This is a genomic window from Chitinophaga pinensis DSM 2588 (genome assembly GCF_000024005.1).
Taxonomy (GTDB): Bacteria; Bacteroidota; Bacteroidia; order Chitinophagales; family Chitinophagaceae; genus Chitinophaga; species Chitinophaga pinensis.
Window position 1 is genome coordinate 7516061 of the sequence record NC_013132.1, and the last position, 19631, is coordinate 7535691.

Genomic DNA, 19631 nt, shown 5'->3' on the forward strand with positions numbered 1-19631 from the left:
CTTTGTAGTGGAATCTGAGGTCGGATTCCAGACATTGTTTTTTCCCCGTGCATATGCAAGGGGGCATCGTTAACCTGAAACCTATATTTATGAAAACACTACACTGTCTACTTTTTCTTAGTTGCTGGCTAATGGCCATGCGCGCTCCAGCTGATCTGCCACTGGAGATAGGTGCACCGTTGCCGAAAGCAGATCTTGTATTACAGGATTGCTCAGGTAAGGAAATTACTTTGAATAAGGCAAAAATGAATAACGGCTTGCTGGTGATGTTCTCTGGCAATACCTGTCCCTATATTGAAAGAAATCAGCTGAGAACACAGGAGATCTGCAAGTATGCGCTCAGTAATAATATCGGCGTGGTACTGGTCAATTCCAATATTGCGGCAGCAGATGAAAAAGCAATACTGACGGCGATGAAAACATATGCTACTGACCAGCAGTATAACTGGTATTATGTAGCAGATAAAAAAGCGGAATTAGCGGACGCTTTTGAGGCGAATCATACGCCAGAGTGTTATCTATTCAACCAGCAGGCGAAACTCGTTTATAAGGGCGCTATTGATGATAATCCGGGTAATGCGGAGGCAGTGAAGATGCGACATCTGCACAATGCGATCAATGATATGCTGGCAGGAAAGGTTGTAAAGGTAAATTCAACAATGGCGTTGGGATGTAATATCAAGCGGTTTTAAATTTTATATACTTCGCAAGCGTCTGATACGGAGGAGTAAAATTGCCGTTTTCATCAGGGTGTCCGGCACGTCGCAAAGAGCGCAGAGCGTTTTTCTTTTTGCAATTGCTATAATTCTTTTGAGGTCTTTATCTGTCATATTTCTGATGGTTTTGTTGCTATATCAAAAGCACCTGTTCTTTCGATACGAAAGAAAATTTGCAGAAGGAACTTTTGAAATAAATATCTGTAAATCAATTAAATAATAGCATTTTTAAGTAAAGCGAAAAAAGCCTGACAGCAATACGGGCTGTCAGGCTTTTTTATCCTTTTATAATCTTTATTTCATGCGGCTACCACACCATAAACAGCGCATTGCCAAACAACAGTTTACCATTCTCCCAGAAGCTTCTGAATAAAGGATCATCTGCCATCAGCACAATCTTCCCCTCTCCCATTTCTTTCACACCGAAGATCAGCCCATCTTTCAGCTTCTTACGCATCTCTGTGCCTACGAAACCACTCAGGTAATTGTCTTTTTTGATAATGCCAACGTTCCAGCCTCCTTCTTCCAGGTACTCGTATATTCTGCTGTCCTGTTTAAGGGTATAATAAACCGAAGGAAAGCCAAATGCCAGCGGATGCGTATTATCCAGCTGCACCTTATAAATAGCGCCTGGAATGAGCTGTTTTACGCCCTCACGTTCACGGTTGGCGTACGATTTCAGGAGCGCATATTCGTCTTTCTTTTCGTCCTTTTCTTCCTCCAGCTTTTTCTGGTGAATCCCCCAATCCAGTCCGGCGATCTGTGCCAGTGCATCCTGCATGACGATCAGTTTACCGCCACCTGTTACCCAGTCGCGGAGCTTATTCGCAAAGTCTTTATCAGCCAGGTACCGGTAGTTGCCATCCGGCAGGATCAACACATCAAGTGCTTTCCAGTTCACGTTGGGCAATTGTTTTACATCCACGACAGTCAGCGGATAATTGATCTGCTGTTCGAAGAAATGCCATACTTCACCGGCGGCGAGCGAGGAAACACCTTCTCCCATTGCTACGGCAATTCTGACGGGTTTGATGAAACGTACCTTCTCAGAACCGAAGTCCACCCCTTTTTCTACAAAACCAGTGGTAACAGCATCCAGGGTCGTTTTATAGGTATCCGCCAGAAGCACAACCTGTTCGTCAAACTGTCCGTTAGCCGCCTCGTTACCGGAGCGGGTGATAATCAAGGTACCGGCAGGGAAGTTTTTGCCTCCCGCCATAAACGCTCCTTCCGCATATCTTACACGGATCTTCTTTTGCAGCAATGCAGAAAGAAAACGTACATCTTTGATACTGTTCCAGCGTGCGAGATAAGCGTATGGACGAACAGCTGCCAGGGCGGTATTGACAGTCACCTGTAAACTATCTTTTGCCGGCGTCAGGGACTGACGTAAGGCGTAAGTCTGCAAACCGTAAGCATAAGGTAAGGACCATGCTGTAATATCATAGGTCACGGAGTCTGTCAGACGGGAATCTGGTTCAAACAATACTTTCAGCAGATTAGACCTTGCCTGTGCAGCACTGATCACCATGTCTTCTTTATCGATTGTAAAGCTTTCCGTTTTACCGTTGAAATAGTTAAAACCTATGGCTTTTGCAACACCGGCGCCATATCCGAAGCGAATACCGTTTCTGTTAAGCAATACGCCCAGACTGGCCAGTTTTTCATTATTACCTGCCGCCTTGATAACATACGACTGATAAGGTCCTTCCGGTGTATGAACAGCCTCGTAGAAGTATCGGGAATATTCATTCAGCAGTTGCGATGACTGCTGTGAAGCGATTTCTATGGTAGATAAACCTGTAGTGCGGTGATGTGCAATACGCTGGGATAAAGTCAGGGTATCACCATCCTGTTTAAGTCCGGCGAGACCTGCTCTTCCGCCACCACCCTGCTCATAAGTCATACCGATAGCACCATTGTAAGTCGGGTACGTATCGCCATAACTGGGGTAGAACATATCGAAGAATTCCTTCGTAAAATACAACCAGCCTTCTTTATCAAAATAGCGTGCATTGTTCTTACCGATCAGCATCTGCATACTACGCTGCCAGGGTTTGATGATATCATGAAAGGGTTCTGCTGCCGGAGCGAAGTAGTAAGGCGCATCAATAGATTGTTCATGGAAATCCACGTGTACCTGTGGCATCCAGCGGCTGTACTGAGCTACACGTTGCTGCGATTCCCGCTGCGTCTGCCAGGCCCAATCCCTGTTCAGATCAAAATAATAGTGATTGGCTCTTCCGCCTGGCCATGGTTCATTGTGTTCACGTGCAAAAAGTAGTGGATCAGCATAACGGGTATGTACCTGGTTATAGAAGTTAACGTAACGTTCCCTTCCATCAGGATTCAGACAGGGATCAATGAGTACAACGACCTTCTTCAGCCACTCCTGTGTTTCTGTATTGGCTTTATTGGCCAGCAGATACAAGGTACTCATCGCAGCTTCTGTAGATACCGCTTCATTACCATGTACATTGTAACTAAGCCATACAATAACAGGATCGCTGGCAGCAGGTTTGCCTGTACCAAAAGACAGGTCAAGATTGTGTTGCCTGATCTCTTCTGTCTTAGCCATATTTTCCGGAGCAGAAATCACCGCCAGCATCAGTGGGCGGCCTTCGTAAGTAGTACCGTATTGGGTAAACTGCATGTTGGGTGTAACAGCGGCAACGGCTTTGAAATAGTCCAGTACGCGGTGATAGGGCGTGAATTGTGTCCCGAGCGCATAACCGAGGAACTGGTCAGGTGTAGGCAGGGTCTGGGAAAACCCCATCTGCACGAAGAGCAGTAGTAGGGATGATAACAGCAATTTGCGCATAATTGATCCTTAGGTTTATTTACCTAAGATAATCAATTGCAGCCTTATATGTGTGGATGATGTAGGCGACGGAAATCAGGGCGCTTCTACGCTTTCGCCTATCAGACCGTAATACTGTACGCATTCCAGCTTTCCATCCTGGCGATAATAATGGAATTCGCCTACCCTGTTATCTGCATGCCAGTTGCCGGATTCTGATAATTTTCCGTTATCATAGAAAACATTCCTTTGTCCTTCCAATTGTCCCTGATAACGGTAGAATACTTCTCTGAGCTTACCATTGGTAAAGTAAAGCTCCACTTTCTCCTTATTAGGATCGTCCTGAAAACCATATACCTTCCAGCGGATACAACCGTTCTCTTCACGCATTACCTGGCGCAACAATTGGGTGTCATGCTCCACAGCATCCGTACAGCCTGACTCCATTTTTGTCAGAGACAGCAACAGTAATCCTGAAAGTAATCTGCCGTATTTAGTCATAGAAATATGTTCGCAGGGCCATGCCGTGCTGGTATTGTCCTCTAAAAAGCCCTATCGAATATAGAGAAATATCTTAATATAAAGAAAGGGCAGGTAACAAAAATCGCTTACATTTTACTATAAGCGATTTTTGTGCCTAATTATTGTGTAGGTTACTACATGATATTCACAGGGTTATAAATTCAGTTCCAGTCTTGCGAACAGAAAACGTCCATTATAACCAAATTGGGTAGCTCTCCTGGAATACCTGAACTGGTTGTTGGTCGTGTTCGCAGGATTCTCTACCAGGTCCGGGTAAACGTCGAAAACGTTATTAGATCCCACGCTAAGTTTCAGGGCCGGGGTGAGTTTATAACCAACCGCCACATCTGTCACTACTTTCGCGGAGAAAGTCTGGTAGAACTTAGGATCGTTAGTCGCTTCTTCTACGCTGCCGAAATGCACGTTACGCAGGAAAGCGTTGAACTTACCAATGTTATAGGACAATGTCAGATTCACCTTTTCACGGGGCACACTTCTTTCCAGGTAGATCCTGCTCGCCCGGCTGAAATAAATACTTTCCTTGCCTTTTAGTTTTTCAGAGGACTTAATCTCCCCTACCCTTTGCGTATAGCTATACGTACCGGAAAGATCCGCACGGAAAGTACCTCCGCCTAAACGGGTGCTATATGTCAATACCAGGTCCACACCCTTTGTTTCGGAGTTGATGGCATTCGCAAAGAAGGCTGCTCTATTAGCGTTTGCAAGCGACAATAGCTGATATATTTCCTTATCGATCGCAGAAGCTGTATCTGCATTGTTGCCGGAGAACTGGTCCGTATATACGATACGGTCATTGATACGGGTGTAATAACCGTCCAGGGTCAGATTGAATTTGCCGAAACTACCGGTGAAACCGGCACTGATGCTTTTTGATTTTTCCGGTTTGAGTTCAGGAATACCCAGCAGTTGCGCCGGACGACTATCATTCGTGAAAGTACCCACTTCATAAGGTACTCCATCCACAAACAACGTAGAGGTAGAAGAATAATAACGCTGGTGCAGCGAAGGCGCTCTGAAACCAGTGCTGGCAGAAGCCCGTACAGCCGTCTTTTCACTCAGCTTATAACGTGTGGTCAGCTTACCATTAAGCGTACTCCCGAAATCATTATAATTCTCAAAACGTAATGCACCACCTAACAGGAAGGCGTTTGTAAAATTGGCCTCTACATCCACATATCCGGAAATAGCACTACGGGTCGCTTTGATCGCATTCTCCGGACGGAATCCAGGAAATACCTGTGCCCCACCGGGTCTTGCTGTACCATCAGGACCAAAGATTGTATTGACAGCGCCCTGCGGATCAGGAATCAGGATAGGATTCCCATTGGCGTCTGTGCCGATCTGTGATGCACGGCCATAGTCAGTGTAGGAGTTTTCTGCTCCTGCCACCAGTTCATATTGTTCGAAACGATGCTCCGCACCAAAAGCGATATCCAATCCCTGCAATACATCCAGGCGACGGGAGAAATCGAGGTTCGTGGTATTCTGGGTGAAAACAGGACCTCCACAGGTAAAACGTGTAGGAGATGCTTTCTGTAATGATGCATTCAGTGAATTTTCTACTTTGAAACCAAATTCATTGCGACCGTAAGTGTTACTAAAGTCAACTTTCCAGTCACCAAGATGGCCCCTTATACCTGCTGCCAGTGAACGGTCGTAAATATCGCTTTGTATCATCGGCAGGAAGCCCAGTGGATAGATATCGATGATGTTACGACTGTCATGTGGTAAACGGTATACACCGGCTGCATCTCCGTTGCGATAACCGATCCCTCCGAAGAAATAAACCTCCGCATCATTTTCCAACGGGATATTGGCATTGACAAAGAGCTGTGCACTGCGTAACCTGGATTGGCCGGCACGCATACGGATATCATTACGGGTGATATTATTAGCCAGCAGGAAAGAATCCGTCTTATCGACACCACCGGGATATGTTCTGTAAATAGCTCCTTCCCAGGGACCGGAACGGTTGGTATAATTGCGATAGTCATAAGAACCACCAAAGTTGATGTAACCACCTTTTTGTCCGACAGGAATACCGTAATTCACACCCGTCTGCACGGTTTGTCCGTCGATATTATTATCCGCCTGTGAAGTCACATTCGCGCCCGTTGTCACATTCACGGTCAGTTTATTCACAGCGCTTTTCAGAATAATGTTGATCACACCCGCAATCGCATCGGAACCATACTGTGCGGCAGCGCCATCACGCAGGATTTCCACACGATCAATCGCAGATGTGGGGATGCTGTTCATATCCGTACCTACAGCGCCACGACCGAAGGTACCGTTTACATTGACCAGGGCAGTATTGTAACGACGCTTACCATTCACCAGTACCAACACCTGATCCGGACCAAGACCACGCAGGGAAGCGGGATCGATATGGTCAGTACCATCAGCAACGGTTTGTGTTCCGGAGCTGAATGAAGGCGCTACGTAGTTGAGTATCTGGTTAATGGATACCTGTGGCGCATCGGCCGCAATCCTTTTAATATCGATTACATCGACAGGAACAGGCGTCTCCGTCTGCGTACGGGGCAGATTACGCGAACCCAGTACGACCAGCTCATTCATGGTTGTACTGGCGGCGAGTACCACGTCAAGCGAGGTGGTTTGTCCGGCGCTCACTGTCACCGTTTTACGTTGCGCGACAAAGCCCACATAGCTGATCTGCACCGTATGCGTACCGGGTACTATCTCCAGTGAGAAACGCCCCTGGGCATTGGTATAACCACCTTTATTGGTATGTTCAATATGGACAGTCGCATTAGCTAAAGGGCCTCTGCCATCTGTAACGGTACCGGTGATGGTGCCTGTCTGGGCGTATGCAAGGGTTGACAGGCATAAAAATGCAAGCAATGGAAGCACAATGCTTCTCAGGTGGGTTACCACGTGTAACATAGGGTTCGATTTAGATTTAGTGTTTAAAGATTTCGGTTATCCGGGTTTTTATGGTGATGAGTCGGTCTTCTATTTTATTGCTACATGTGTTGGCACTGTTCCTGGTCTACGTCTAAAATACTAATTTGGATGCGCATTTTATAATAACTTGCAAATAATCCAGTCACGATAACTTAAGGAAAATCCAGACAACATGCGCAAGGTCTCATTATTACTGGTTATGACCCTCACCAGTACAGCTTATGCTCAGCAGCGTTCTGTAAAGAATGACGCATATCACTACAAGATAGAGAAAACGATTACTGCTTCGCGTGGAGCAGTCGTATCGGCCCATCCCCTTGCGAGTCAGGCAGGATTGCAGATGTTGCAACAAGGTGGTAATGCAGTGGATGCCGCCATCGCCACTCAGCTGGCACTGGCAGTAGTCTATCCTGCGGCAGGTAATCTCGGTGGCGGCGGATTTATGGTCGCACACCTGAAAAATGGGAAAAACGTTACGATCGACTACAGGGAAAAAGCACCCGGCGCCGCATCCAGAGATATGTATATCGACGCCGGTGGTAATGCCAATACAGCCCTTAGTCAGGACGGACATCTGGCTGCCGGCGTACCCGGCACAGTAGCAGGTCTGTTTGCTTCTCTCCCCTATGCAAAACTGACGATACAGCAACTCATTGCACCAGCTATCTTATTAGCTGAAAAAGGATATGCTATCACAGACAGAGAAGCAAAATCACTGAACAGGACACAGGATAATTTCAAGAAATTAAATACACAGGGGAATGCCTTCATAAAAGCTACCCCATGGAAAGCAGGCGATACACTGCTGCAGAAAGATCTCGCAGCGACACTGAAAAGAATCAGAGACAATGGTAAAGCAGGCTTTTATGAAGGTGAAACAGCCCGGCTGATCGTAGCAGAGATGCAACGCGGGCACGGTCTGATGACAGCTGCTGATCTGAAGGCATATGAAGCAAAAGAAAGAACAGCCGTTACTTTCGCCTATAAAAAATACGATATCGTTACCATGCCATTACCCTCCAGCGGTGGCGTAGCTTTACAGCAGATGATGGGTATGGTGGAAAAATACCCGCTGCATGACTGGGGCTTCCACTCCATTGCAGCCATGCACGTGATGATCGAAGCAGAACGTCGTGCATACGCGGATCGTGCGAAGTTCCTCGGTGATCCTGATTTCGTAAAAGTCCCGGTAAAACAGCTCACGGATCCGGCTTATCTGCAAACGCGTATGCAGGACTTCGATCCGAAAAAAGCCAGTGTCAGCACCAATGTACCTGCCGGTAACATCTACGAAAGTAAAGAAACTACCCACCTCTCCGTAATGGACAACGAGGGGAATGCCGTTGCGGTTACCACCACCCTGAATGGTGGCTATGGCTCCAAAGTAGTAGTAGGTGGTGCAGGCTTTTTCCTGAACAATGAAATGGATGACTTCAGTGTAAAACCTGGTGTACCTAATATGTACGGACTGATCGGCGCAGAGGCAAATGCAGTTGCACCGGGCAAACGTATGCTCAGTTCCATGACACCCACCATCGTGCTGAAACAGGGGAAACCCTATATTGTAACAGGTACGCCGGGCGGCTCTACTATTATCACCTCTGTCTTCCAGACGCTGCTGAACCTGCTGGAGTTTAATCTCTCTGCACAACAGGCTGTAGATGCACCGAAATTCCACCACCAATGGCTGCCGGATGAAGTATATGTAGAAGAAGACTTTGATCAGACGCCCCTGAATGGCCTGAAGCAGATGGGATATAAAATCGAACCGAGCAGTCCTATCGGACGCGTGGAACTGATCCGGATCAACGGAAAAGGACAACTGGAAGCAGTAGGCGACAAACGAGGCGATGACAGCGCCGCCGGTTACTGATAACAGCAAAAACTATTGACCATGATAGGAAAAATATATCTGGACAGCGTACTAAAAAGAATTGCCTATTATAAATCATTAGGTGACCAGACCATCGCTGTACTGACAGAACAACAACTACACTGGCAACCGGAAGGCGAGCCTAACAGCATCTGCCACATCATTAAACATATGAGCGGTAATATGCGCTCCCGCTGGACCGACTTCCTGACCAGCGACGGAGAAAAGCCCTGGCGTAACAGGGATACGGAGTTTGAAGCAGATGACTTATCTGCAGCAGCGATTAAACAATTGTGGGAAGATGGCTGGAAATGTATGCTGGATGCAATCGGCGCATTACAGCCGGCAGACCTGGAAAAAACAGTGTACATCCGCAATGAACCACATATTGCCCTCGACGCCATTAACAGGCAACTGGCACACCTCCCCTACCATGTAGGGCAAATTGTGTACATTGGCAAAATGATTAAAAAGAACGACTGGCAAAGCCTGTCTATTCCCAAAGGGAAATCGCAGGACTTCAACCAGGAAATGTTCGGCAAAAAACAATAATAAACATGCGCATCCCATCACGCATCTTCCTGTTCATGGCCCTGTTGGCCATCCTATTCAGCGCCTGCAACAGCAGTCGCAACAACGAACTGCTCCTTCATAAGAAATGGCGTGTATACGATGTAGTAGTGCCACCAGGTAGTCCGTATGACAACACACAGATCACACAGGCAATCGATCTGAAAAGAGGTTATTACACCAATGTCTATTATCAGTTCCTGGATAACAACCTCTTTATCGCTACCATTGACAACAGACCGGACTCCGGTAGATATAAACTGCTGAGTGACGGGAAGATCATATCAGTGACGGCTGCCAACGGACTACGTTCCGCTGCGGACAAGATAACTGAAAACCTCGTAACGATAGTAAAACTCGACGCCACACATTTTGATATGAAAGTGTACACAGGCGAGTACTATTTTATACTGAAAACAAAAGCTGAGTAATATACGCATGGAGGCACAGTTCACACATTCCACGCCCACCAGCACCACCAGTATTGCCGGAAAAGAATATCTCTTCTTTTCCGGTTTTTCTTATCTGGGGCTGCATAGTCATCCGACCTTCAATACATTGCTGAAAGAAGGAATTGACCGGTATGGTACCGTATTCATTTCTTCCAGGATCGCCAATACACGGCTACACCTCTATGAAGAACTGGAACATGCGCTGGCTGTGCACCTGCGACAACAGGCTGCCGCTACATTCTCTTCAGGCTATTTAGCCGCTCAGGCAGCTGTACAGTATGCTGCTACACAAGGTGAGTTATTATACGCAACAAACGCCCATCCGGCATTAAGAACAGGGAAACCAGCCATCCCGACAGAGAACTGGGCGGACTGGGCTGACAAAACAACAGAAAAAGTAAATGCGCATCCTGATCACACTTTTGTGATCGTTGCAGATGGGGTGAATCCTTTAACCAGCACTATCAATGATTTCAGCTGGTTAACTGAAATAAAACGGCAGGTATTGGTACTGATCGACGATTCGCATGGCATAGGAATTGTCTCTGATGACGGCAGTGGTATTGTAAATCGCTTACCGCAATTGTCTGCGCTGCGCTATCTGCTGTCCGCGTCACTGGCAAAGGCATATAGTACACAGGGAGGCGTCGTGGCCGGACATGCAAAAGATGTTGCCGCGATTAAAAAAACGCCCTTGTTTACAGGAGCAACGCCGATGATGCCCGCAAATGCCTGGGCATTCCTGCAAAGCTTTCCTTTACATGCTGCACAGCTTATGTTATTACAGCATAAGATCCGGTACTTTAAGGCGCTAGCAGCAGGAATAGGGTATCTGTACAATCCTTTTCATTTACCCATATTTCTGATAAAGGATCGTTCGGGCATAGAAAAATACCTGCTGGACCATGACATTATGATTTCTTCTTTTGGCTATCCGAATCCTGATAGTCCGCCGGTGAACAGAATCATCATTTCAGCCCAGCACGGTGACAAAGATCTGGAAGTATTGCACACATTACTCATAAACCAATAAGTATGTTACTTAAAAAGATCGGTACACTGCTGCTTTGCAGTTTTTCATTGTTAACCGCCAAAGCTCAGCAACAACCCAAAGAAAAGTCTTCCCTGTTATGGGAAATATCCGGTAAAGACCTTAAAAGCCCATCCTGGTTATATGGCACCATCCATATCGTTTGCCAGGACGATCTGCACTTCTCCGCCGCTACAAAGGAAGCCATCAAACAAACGAAATCATTGTTCCTTGAAATCAACATGTCCGATAAGCAGGAAATGCAATCCCTGCAGGCCGCTATGATGATGCCGGAAGGTTATTCCTTTAAAAGCTTCGTCAATGAGGCAGAATACAAGCAATTAAAAGACTGGTGCCAGGACTCCATGCATATGGACGTGGCAGTACTCGACAGGTTCAAACCACTTGTATTATTATCGCTGATCACCAGACAGTACTTTACTTCCGTTTGCCAGAACCCTGCTTATTGCGAAGCAGAACTGCTGAAGCTCGCACAGGAACAGCAATTGCCTGTTCACGGACTGGAAAAAGCACTGGACCAGGTAGCTATCTTCGACAGCATCCCTGATAAAGAAGAAGCACAGATGATCCTGAAAACAATCGGGGAACCTGAAAAAACACGTGAGACCTATTCACAGATGCTGAAATCTTACCGCGAACAGGATGTTACCGCACTGGCTAAGCTGATGACAGAAACAGAAGATATGGTGCGTTATAAAGATATTCTGCTGGATGACCGTAACCGTAACTGGGTACCACTGATTGCAGCAGCAGCGGCGAAAGAACCCACCTTCTTTGCCGTAGGCGCAGGACACCTGGGTGGTAATACCGGTGTTATCGCGTTATTACGCAAGCAGGGATATACGGTGAAACCGGTGCAATAAGCGCCGGTGCATCAACGATAGCCGGCTTGTCCTGTATCCATCAGGTCATTCAGGGGATGAAAAATTGAATGTCTTCATAGCTGATGCAGCTATGAACTATGGCGCAATTCTGCTAATTTTGCGTCATAAAATCCCGCAACCTGAAAAGAATACCTAAGAAACCAGCCATTATACTCCTTAGTATATCAGGGCTTATTGCTCTGACAATTGTCCTGATGAATATACCGGCAGTAAAACAGTTTACATGTCATACGGCTACAAGCCGGCTATCTGAACAAGCAGTAAAGGAGTCTACAATAAAATCGTCTCTTTTATGGAAAATATCCGGTAAAGATCTGGATCAACCATCCTGGCTCTACGGAACAATAGACATCTTCTGTTCGCAGCAACCTCACATGCCAGATGCCGTACTCACCGCACTAAAACAGTCCCGTTCATTATATCTGACAACAGATGCATCCGTACCTGGCCCTGAAAAGGCAGCGGCAATAAAAGCAGCTATAACGATGCCGGAAGGATATTCTTTCAAAAAACTGTTCAGTGAAGCGGAATATAAAGAGCTGTATGAATGGCTGCCCGACTCTCTAAAAAAGCGCCTGCCATCAATGGACAGATTCAGACCAACAGTCATAAATACCCTGATAATTTATGTGGCTTTTGCACCTTTTTGCAAGGAGCAGGTGTATGACGCTACAGAGTTGATAAAACTCGCTCAGACGAGGCAATTGCCTATATTCGGACTGGAAAAATTAGCTGATATGATAGCGCTGACGGATAGTATTCCGGATGAAGAAGAAGCTCAGATGATGCTTAAAATAATCAGACAACCAGAGAGGATGAATAGCCTATTCTATGGGATTGTCAATGCCTATAAATCACAGGATATCGATTCTATTCTCGTGGCAATGACGGCTACAGAAGACAGCCAACGCCACAAAGCCATGATAGTGGACCGACGCAACCGTAAATGGGCGCCTCTCATTATCGATCAGGCTTCATGGGCGCCGACCTTCTTTGCAATAGCAGCCGCCCACCTGGGAGGCCCCACAGGACTGATCGCATTACTACGTAAAGAAGGCTATACTGTCACCCCCATCCCAATGTAATAAACTGTTAAATACCTGTTACAAACGCCCGCTTACAGACCATAACCAGCGATCAGGCGTTCTGAATGGGATTCTATCAACACACCACCGGATATTAAATCGTTGCTTTCATAGACTATTCAGCTATGGACTATGGACTAATTCAACTATTTTTGCCGGATTAAATCTCGCAGCCTGAAAAAAGTACGCAAAATATTAACTGTAATCTTGCTGAGTTTACTGGGCCTTGTTATCCTGATAAGCGTCCTGGTAAATATTCCGGTGGTACAGAACTTCCTGGTACATGAGGCCACAAGCCGGTTATCCCAACAACTGAAAACCAAAGTTGAAATAGAGCACGTCAATATTCGGCTCTTTAACAGTCTGCGGCTGGAGGGTACCCTGATTGAGGACCGTCACAAGGATACCTTGTTGTATGCCCGCGTACTGCAATTGCGTATTACAGACTGGTTCTTCTTCCAGGAGAAGCCTGTACTGAAGTTCATCGGATTGGAAGATGCAGACGTGAACCTGATCCGCCACAGGAATGATTCACTATGGAATTATCAGTTCATCATCGATGAATTCAGCGCGCCGCCAGATACCACCCGCAAGAAAAAAGAAGGAAGCGGAGGCGTTTCCCTTGACCTGCGTAAAACGGACCTGCGTAATGTCCGTATTAACCAGATCGATGCCTGGATCGGCGAAGACATGCGTGTGGCTGCTAAACGCATTTATGTGGATGCCAAGAACATAGATCTTAATCTGCATAACATTGATATCCAGGAACTGACACTGGACAAACCTACGTTTATCATTACCCGGTACCCGGCCTCTCCGCTGCGTAAAAAGAGACCCGCCCCTCCTGCTCCGGAGCTCACAGATACTGCTGCCATCCCGGCTTTACGCTGGAACAGTGCCAACTGGAAACTACTGGTAAAAGAGATTTCCATCAAGGATGGTACGCTGGGCGTGGATGACCTTGAAGATGCTACAAAAATTGAAGACGGCTATTTTGCGCCGAATCACATCCGTTTCAACAGCATCAATCTCTCACTGGCGAATACCAGTTTGGTAAAAGACAGCATCCTTGGTGATCTGACCATGAGCACCAAAGAGCGTTGTGGTTTCCAGGTAAAGAAACTGACAGCTCGCTTTAAGATGTCGCCAGTTGAAATGGAGTTCTCCCACATGGACCTCATGACGAACCGCAGCCATCTGCGGGACTACTATACCATGCAGTATGCTGATATCAGCGATATGAATGACTATGTGAATGCCGTTTATATGCGCGCCCATATCGTGAACAGTAAGCTGCATTCTGATGATATCGCGTACTTCGCACCCATCCTTTCAGACTGGAAAAAAGAGATCTTACTCAACGGAGACGCCAGAGGTCCTGTAAGCAATCTGAAAGCCAACAATATAGAACTACAAGCCGGCACAACCACCCGCTTACTCGGCGGCGTTGAACTGCGTGGCCTGCCGGATATCAATAACACTTCTATTGATTTTCATGCAGATGAACTGCTGACTACCGGTGCGGATATCCTTAGTATCGCTCCGGAGTTAAGGAATACAGAACCGCTGCGACTGGACCGTCTGACCAATATCCGCTTCGCGGGTAGCTTCACAGGGTTCGTGAATGACTTCGTTGCCTATGGTAAGTTCCAGACGAACCTGGGAAACCTGAACTCGGATATCAACTTCAAAACCAGCAAGGATATACCAGTGTATTCTGGTAGTCTGACCACAGATGCCTTTAACGTGGGAAGCCTTTTAGGCGTACCCGAACTGACCAGCATTTCCCTCAGTGCAAAGCTGAACGGAGAAGGTTTTAACTTTAAAACCCTAAAGGCTGCAGTAGATGCAGACGTACAACAGATCACTCTTAACGGATACTCTTACAGCAATATCAAGACGAAAGGCGATATGAACCGTAAGTTCTTCAATGGTTCACTGACTGCCGATGATCCTAACCTGGACATGGACTTTGCCGGTACCATTGACTTCAACGAAGAGGTACCTGTTTTTGACTTTGACGCTGATATCCGCCATGGTAATCTGCGTGCCTTACAGCTGACCCAGGACTCTATCATGCTACAGGCAAAACTGGCACTCAACTTTGCCGGTAGCAATATTGACAACTTTAACGGTTCTGCCAGGGTATATAACGTTTCTCTCTTCAAAGACCAGCGCAGACTGGAATTTGACTCCCTCAACGTGTCTACTCACTTTGAGAACAATGTGAAAGTACTGGCCATACAGGGTAGTGAGATCGGAGGATATGTAAAAGGGGATTACAGTTTCATGCAATTGCCTGATGCCTTCCGCCTGTTGCTGAACAAATACTATCCAAGCTACTTCCCCGATGCACCAAAAGATAATATTCAGCAGGACTTCTCTTTTGCCTTCAATCTGGGACAGGTGGACAAACTGATCCGTGGTTTCTCCAAAGACATTTCCGGTTTTGATAATTCAACTATAGCAGGTTCACTAAATACAATCAAAGGTAATCTGGGCATACAGGTGAATGTGCCGCTGGCGTCCTACAGGAACTTCCATTTTGAAGACCTGCAACTCAAGAGCTCCGGCACCTTCAATAAGATCGATATCAGCACGAGCATCGGAAAAGTTTCTTCCGGTGACCGCGTATGGTTACAGCATCCGCTGATACTGGCAAACTCCGGCAGAGATACATCCTATATAAAAGTGGACCTGCAGGCCGGCGACTCCTCCAGTCTGGATGGATTCTATGCCCGGGTCGTAACTGTACCAGAAGGGGTCAAGGTAAGTTTCCTGAACAGCGCCTTTACCGTCAACGAGCGGCAATGGAATGTAACGCCAGGTAATGAGATCTACTGGAGCAAAGACTTCCTGACAATCAACAATCTGCAGGTGACCAGGAATGAACAGAGTATCACAGTGGAAACCAATGAGTTCAATCCGGATGAATCCCGGTTCATCGTCAACCTGAAGAACCTCAATCTGACGGATGTGATCCCTTCCCAGCTGACCGCTTTACGCATAGAAGGCTTTGCTGACGGCAAGATTGATATCTCTGATCCCATACATAACCTGTCCGTTGATGCCAATATCACTACCAGCGAATTACGCATCGATAATGACTCTATTGGTCTGGTTGCTTTTGAAGGAGGATACAGACAGGAAACAGATGATGTGACCTTTTCTGTAAGATCAGAGAATAAAGGCAAGAACCTCTTTGCGGAAGGACTGATTGGTGTGTCCGAAACCAATAACAGACTGGAAGCCAACGTAGAACTGAACGGTACCTCCCTCAGTATGCTGGACCGTTTTGTAAACGAATATGTGACGGATCTGAAAGGCAATGTGAGCGGAAAACTGTCTGTCGCCGGTACGACCAAAGTACCGTCCGTACGGGGAAATCTGCGTATCGACAGTGTGGGAGTCAGGGTATTGTACCTGGGAACCCGTTATACGATTCCGCGACTGAATGTAAATGTGGACGACAATCTGATTGAATTCGGTAATTTCTCTATTATCGATAAGAATAACAGCAGGGCAAGTGCCAGCGGTTACATCTCTCATGATCATTTCAATAACCTGAACTTCGACTTCGATGTAACTGCCCGCAACTTTGTATTCCTGAATACCGGGGCTGCTGACAGCGACCTGTTCTATGGTGATGTGATCTCGGATGGTAAAGTCTATTTCTCCGGTCCGCTGAATGATCTTCAATTACGCATACAGGCCCGACCGGGCAAAGGCACTCACTTCTATCTGCCATTGTCTGATAGTAAGGATATCGGTCGTTCAGACTATATCACCTTTAAAAGCTATGGTACAGAACTGAAGGAAGAAAAGAAAAAGAAGAAAGACAATGTGCGGCTGAATGTGAAACTGGATATTTCGGCTACGCCGGATGCACAGATCGATGTGATCATGGATGCTGCTTCCGGTGATATGATCTCTGCAAATGGTAACGGTAACTTACAGATCATGGTAAATACCGAAGGAGATTTCAATATGTTCGGGAACTACGAGATCGTCTCCGGATCTTACAACTTCACCCTGCAAAGATTGACCAGCTGGAAATTTGACATTGATAAAAGCAGTACGATCACCTGGAACGGCGACCCTAATGAAGCGAAAGTAGACGTTCATGCCAAATACACCCTGCCTAAAGTCAGTCTGTATAACCTGGTAGGAACCGCCTCTACTGCAAGCGACAAGCTGGCTACCCGTACCGAAAGAGTGGATATCCTGATCAACCTGCGTAATGAGCTGATGAAACCGGATATCACTTATGAGATCAATCTCCCTGAAGTAGGTTCCCTGGCTTATGAAAGTGGTGTAGCTGCCAAGCTCCGTGAGGTGAATCAGGACCAGAACAAAGCCCTGCAACAGATGGCGGGCCTCCTGTTGTTCAACCAGTTCCTGCCGGAAGATCCAAACTCCGCTGGTGGTGCAAACGTGGCAACTACCGGTAAGAACAGTGTGGGACAGGCATTAAGTGCACAGGCCTCCGCCATCCTTAATAATATTACCGGTGTACTGCTGAAAAACAGTGGTATTGGTATCAACGTAAATTATCGTGCCTATAACATTGGTAACCAGGACAATGCTTCTCTGGATCGGAACCAGGTAAGCGCTGGTGTAACCAGTAACCTGTATAACAACAGGATCAGATTATATGTGGGTGGTGACTATGACTGGGGTAAAGCGAATACCTCTGCGAATGCGAACCGTTTCGCAGGTGACTTCCGGGCAGAGTACCTGCTCACACCGGAAGGACGCGTACGTATCAATGCCTTCAGTAAATCGGATTATGACGTCTATAACCTGGTAAACCGTAACAAAGCGGGTCTGGGTATCTCTTATGTACGTGAGTATAACAAGTTCTCTGAGCTGTTCAACGAACGGAACAGACGTCGTATGCTGGACTCTATGCGCAGAGCAGAGGCAGCGAGACTGGAAGAGAAGGAACGGGAAGACAGAAGGGAAGACTCGTTGAAGAGAATTAGGAATTAGGAATTAAGAATTAAGAATTAAGAATTAAGAATTAAGAATTAAGAATTAAGAATTAAGAATTAAGAATTAAGAATTGGAATGCCTGGGAGATCAACAAAGAGACATTAGCCAACTCCGCCAACGCTGAAGACACCTAAGCAGCACAGATACGACCTAATATTATTATATATATAAAAGGGAAGGCGCCTCTTGATAAGAGGCGCCTTTCCTTTTGTATTAACTTTCGCAACGATCTTCGCTGCATTTTAATTCCTAATTCCCAATTCCTAATTGATATTACCCTTTCAGGATCTCGTGACCTAACTTATCACGTTTTGTCTTGAGATAGAATTCGTTATGCGGATTCGGATGTACTTCAATTGCTACATTTTCCACGATTTCAAGACCGTATCCATTCAGACCCGCTCTTTTACGTGGGTTATTGGTAATCAGGCGCATTTTGGAGATGTTCATATGACGAAGGATCTGTGCTCCAACGCCATAGTCGCGTTCATCCATTTTGAAACCCAGTTCCAGGTTAGCCTGCACAGTATCGCGGCCTTCTTCCTGGAGCTTATAGGCTTTCAGTTTGTTAAGCAAACCGATACCACGACCTTCCTGGTTCATGTACAGAATCAGACCTTTTCCTTCGCGTTCTACCATTTCCATGGCTTTGTGCAGCTGTTCGCCACAGTCACAGCGGAGGGAATGAAGGATATCGCCGGTTACGCAGGAAGAGTGGATGCGCACCAGTACGGGTTCGCCTTTCTCCCATGTACCTTTTTTCAGGGCCATATGCAGCTCACCTGAGTTAAGCTGTTTAAAAGCAACCAGTTCGAAATCACCGTATTCAGTCGGCATGTTTACGGTTACCTGTTCCTCGATCAGGGTTTCCTTTGCGAGGCGGTATTCGATCAGGTCTTTTATGGAAACCAGTTTCAGGTTAAACTGGTCGGCTATTTCCCGCAATTCCGGGAGACGTGCCATGGAACCATCTTCGTTCATGATTTCCACCAGTACGCCGGCAGGTTCGAAACCAGCCAGTCTGGCCAGGTCGATCGTTGCTTCGGTATGGCCGGTACGGCGAAGTACGCCACCACTTTTTGCTTTCAGGGGGAAGATATGTCCTGGCTTGCCCAGTTCTTCCGGACGGGTATTAGGATCAATCAGGGCCTGTACGGTCTTGGCGCGGTCATGTGCAGAGATGCCGGTGGTGCAGCCGTGACCCAGGAGGTCAACGGATACGGTAAAGGGAGTCTGGTGCAGGGCGGTATTATCGCGCACCATCATTTCCAGTTTCAGTTCCTCGCAACGCTCCTCCACCAGGGGGGCACATATTAAACCACGGCCGTAACGGCTCATGAAATTGATGATCTCCGGTGTAACGTTCCTTGCTGCTGTAACAAAATCACCCTCATTCTCCCTGTCTTCATCATCTACGACTATTACCAGCTTACCATTCCTGATATCTTCTATGGCTGATTCTATTGTATCTAACATAGAGCTTTATTATAGATTAATGTGCAAAGTTATGCTAAAATAAGAACTGTTCACTTTCCTTTCTGGTTACCTTCAGGTAAGCCAATGCATATATTATTATATGTATATCAACCTATGATCGCTAAAACTGGATAATTTCATGACGTACGCGGCTATATTTAAGGTATTTAAAAGTTTTCTATTCGATTTTTTAGAAATTCCAAAGCAGTTTCTTGAACAAACTCAATGAAATGGCTGTTAAAACTGGCAACTGTCCAA

The 19631-nt window shown here is 46.4% G+C and carries 12 protein-coding genes; 8 read left to right on the forward strand and 4 right to left on the reverse strand.

The features are described from left to right. The first annotated feature begins 89 nt into the window (after positions 1-89). Complete coding sequence (locus CPIN_RS29295) at positions 90-692, forward strand: redoxin domain-containing protein (protein ID WP_187294705.1); 603 nt, start codon at positions 90-92, stop codon at positions 690-692. Positions 693-1023: 331 nt separating this feature from the next. Here the strand turns inward: CPIN_RS29295 and CPIN_RS29300 are convergent, their stop codons facing one another. The 3 genes from CPIN_RS29300 to CPIN_RS29310 all read right to left on the reverse strand — a co-directional run bounded on the left by CPIN_RS29300 (position 1024) and on the right by CPIN_RS29310 (position 6966). Then, positions 1024-3537 carry a M14 family metallopeptidase gene (locus CPIN_RS29300; protein WP_012793508.1) on the reverse strand — a complete coding sequence of 838 codons (2514 nt, stop codon included), beginning with the start codon at positions 3535-3537 and terminating at the stop codon, positions 1024-1026. A 75-nt stretch (positions 3538-3612) separates the two neighbouring features. After that, positions 3613-4017 carry a toxin-antitoxin system YwqK family antitoxin gene (locus CPIN_RS29305; protein WP_012793509.1) on the reverse strand — a complete coding sequence of 135 codons (405 nt, stop codon included), beginning with the start codon at positions 4015-4017 and terminating at the stop codon, positions 3613-3615. A gap of 174 nt (positions 4018-4191) precedes the next feature. Then, positions 4192-6966 carry a TonB-dependent receptor gene (locus CPIN_RS29310; RefSeq protein ID WP_012793510.1) on the reverse strand — a complete coding sequence of 925 codons (2775 nt, stop codon included), beginning with the start codon at positions 6964-6966 and terminating at the stop codon, positions 4192-4194. 193 nt (positions 6967-7159) lie between these two features. Here CPIN_RS29310 and ggt point away from each other — a divergent pair, with 193 nt between their 5' ends. The 7 genes from ggt to CPIN_RS29345 all read left to right on the forward strand — a co-directional run bounded on the left by ggt (position 7160) and on the right by CPIN_RS29345 (position 17894). Continuing rightward, a complete protein-coding gene (gene ggt, locus CPIN_RS29315; protein WP_012793511.1) occupies positions 7160-8860 on the forward strand; it encodes a gamma-glutamyltransferase in 1701 nt (566 codons plus the stop codon). 21 nt (positions 8861-8881) lie between these two features. Then, positions 8882-9412: a DUF1572 family protein gene (locus tag CPIN_RS29320; RefSeq protein WP_012793512.1), complete on the forward strand. Its 531-nt coding sequence runs from the start codon at positions 8882-8884 to the stop codon at positions 9410-9412. Between the two features lie 5 nt (positions 9413-9417). Next, a complete protein-coding gene (locus CPIN_RS29325; RefSeq protein WP_012793513.1) occupies positions 9418-9861 on the forward strand; it encodes a hypothetical protein in 444 nt (147 codons plus the stop codon). 7 nt (positions 9862-9868) lie between these two features. Continuing rightward, positions 9869-10915: a pyridoxal phosphate-dependent aminotransferase family protein gene (locus CPIN_RS29330; RefSeq protein ID WP_012793514.1), complete on the forward strand. Its 1047-nt coding sequence runs from the start codon at positions 9869-9871 to the stop codon at positions 10913-10915. Positions 10916-10917: 2 nt separating this feature from the next. Beyond that, a complete protein-coding gene (locus CPIN_RS29335) occupies positions 10918-11796 on the forward strand; it encodes a TraB/GumN family protein (RefSeq protein ID WP_012793515.1) in 879 nt (292 codons plus the stop codon). A gap of 215 nt (positions 11797-12011) precedes the next feature. Next, complete coding sequence (locus CPIN_RS29340) at positions 12012-12902, forward strand: TraB/GumN family protein (protein ID WP_012793516.1); 891 nt, start codon at positions 12012-12014, stop codon at positions 12900-12902. 207 nt (positions 12903-13109) lie between these two features. Beyond that, entirely contained in the window at positions 13110-17894 is a 4785-nt protein-coding gene (locus CPIN_RS29345; RefSeq protein WP_012793517.1) for a translocation/assembly module TamB domain-containing protein, read from the forward strand. Between the two features lie 276 nt (positions 17895-18170). On the opposite strand, the gene CPIN_RS29350 is transcribed toward CPIN_RS29345, so the two are convergent. After that, a complete protein-coding gene (locus CPIN_RS29350) occupies positions 18171-19373 on the reverse strand; it encodes a bifunctional 3,4-dihydroxy-2-butanone-4-phosphate synthase/GTP cyclohydrolase II (RefSeq protein WP_012793518.1) in 1203 nt (400 codons plus the stop codon). Between the last annotated feature and the right edge of the window lie 258 nt (positions 19374-19631).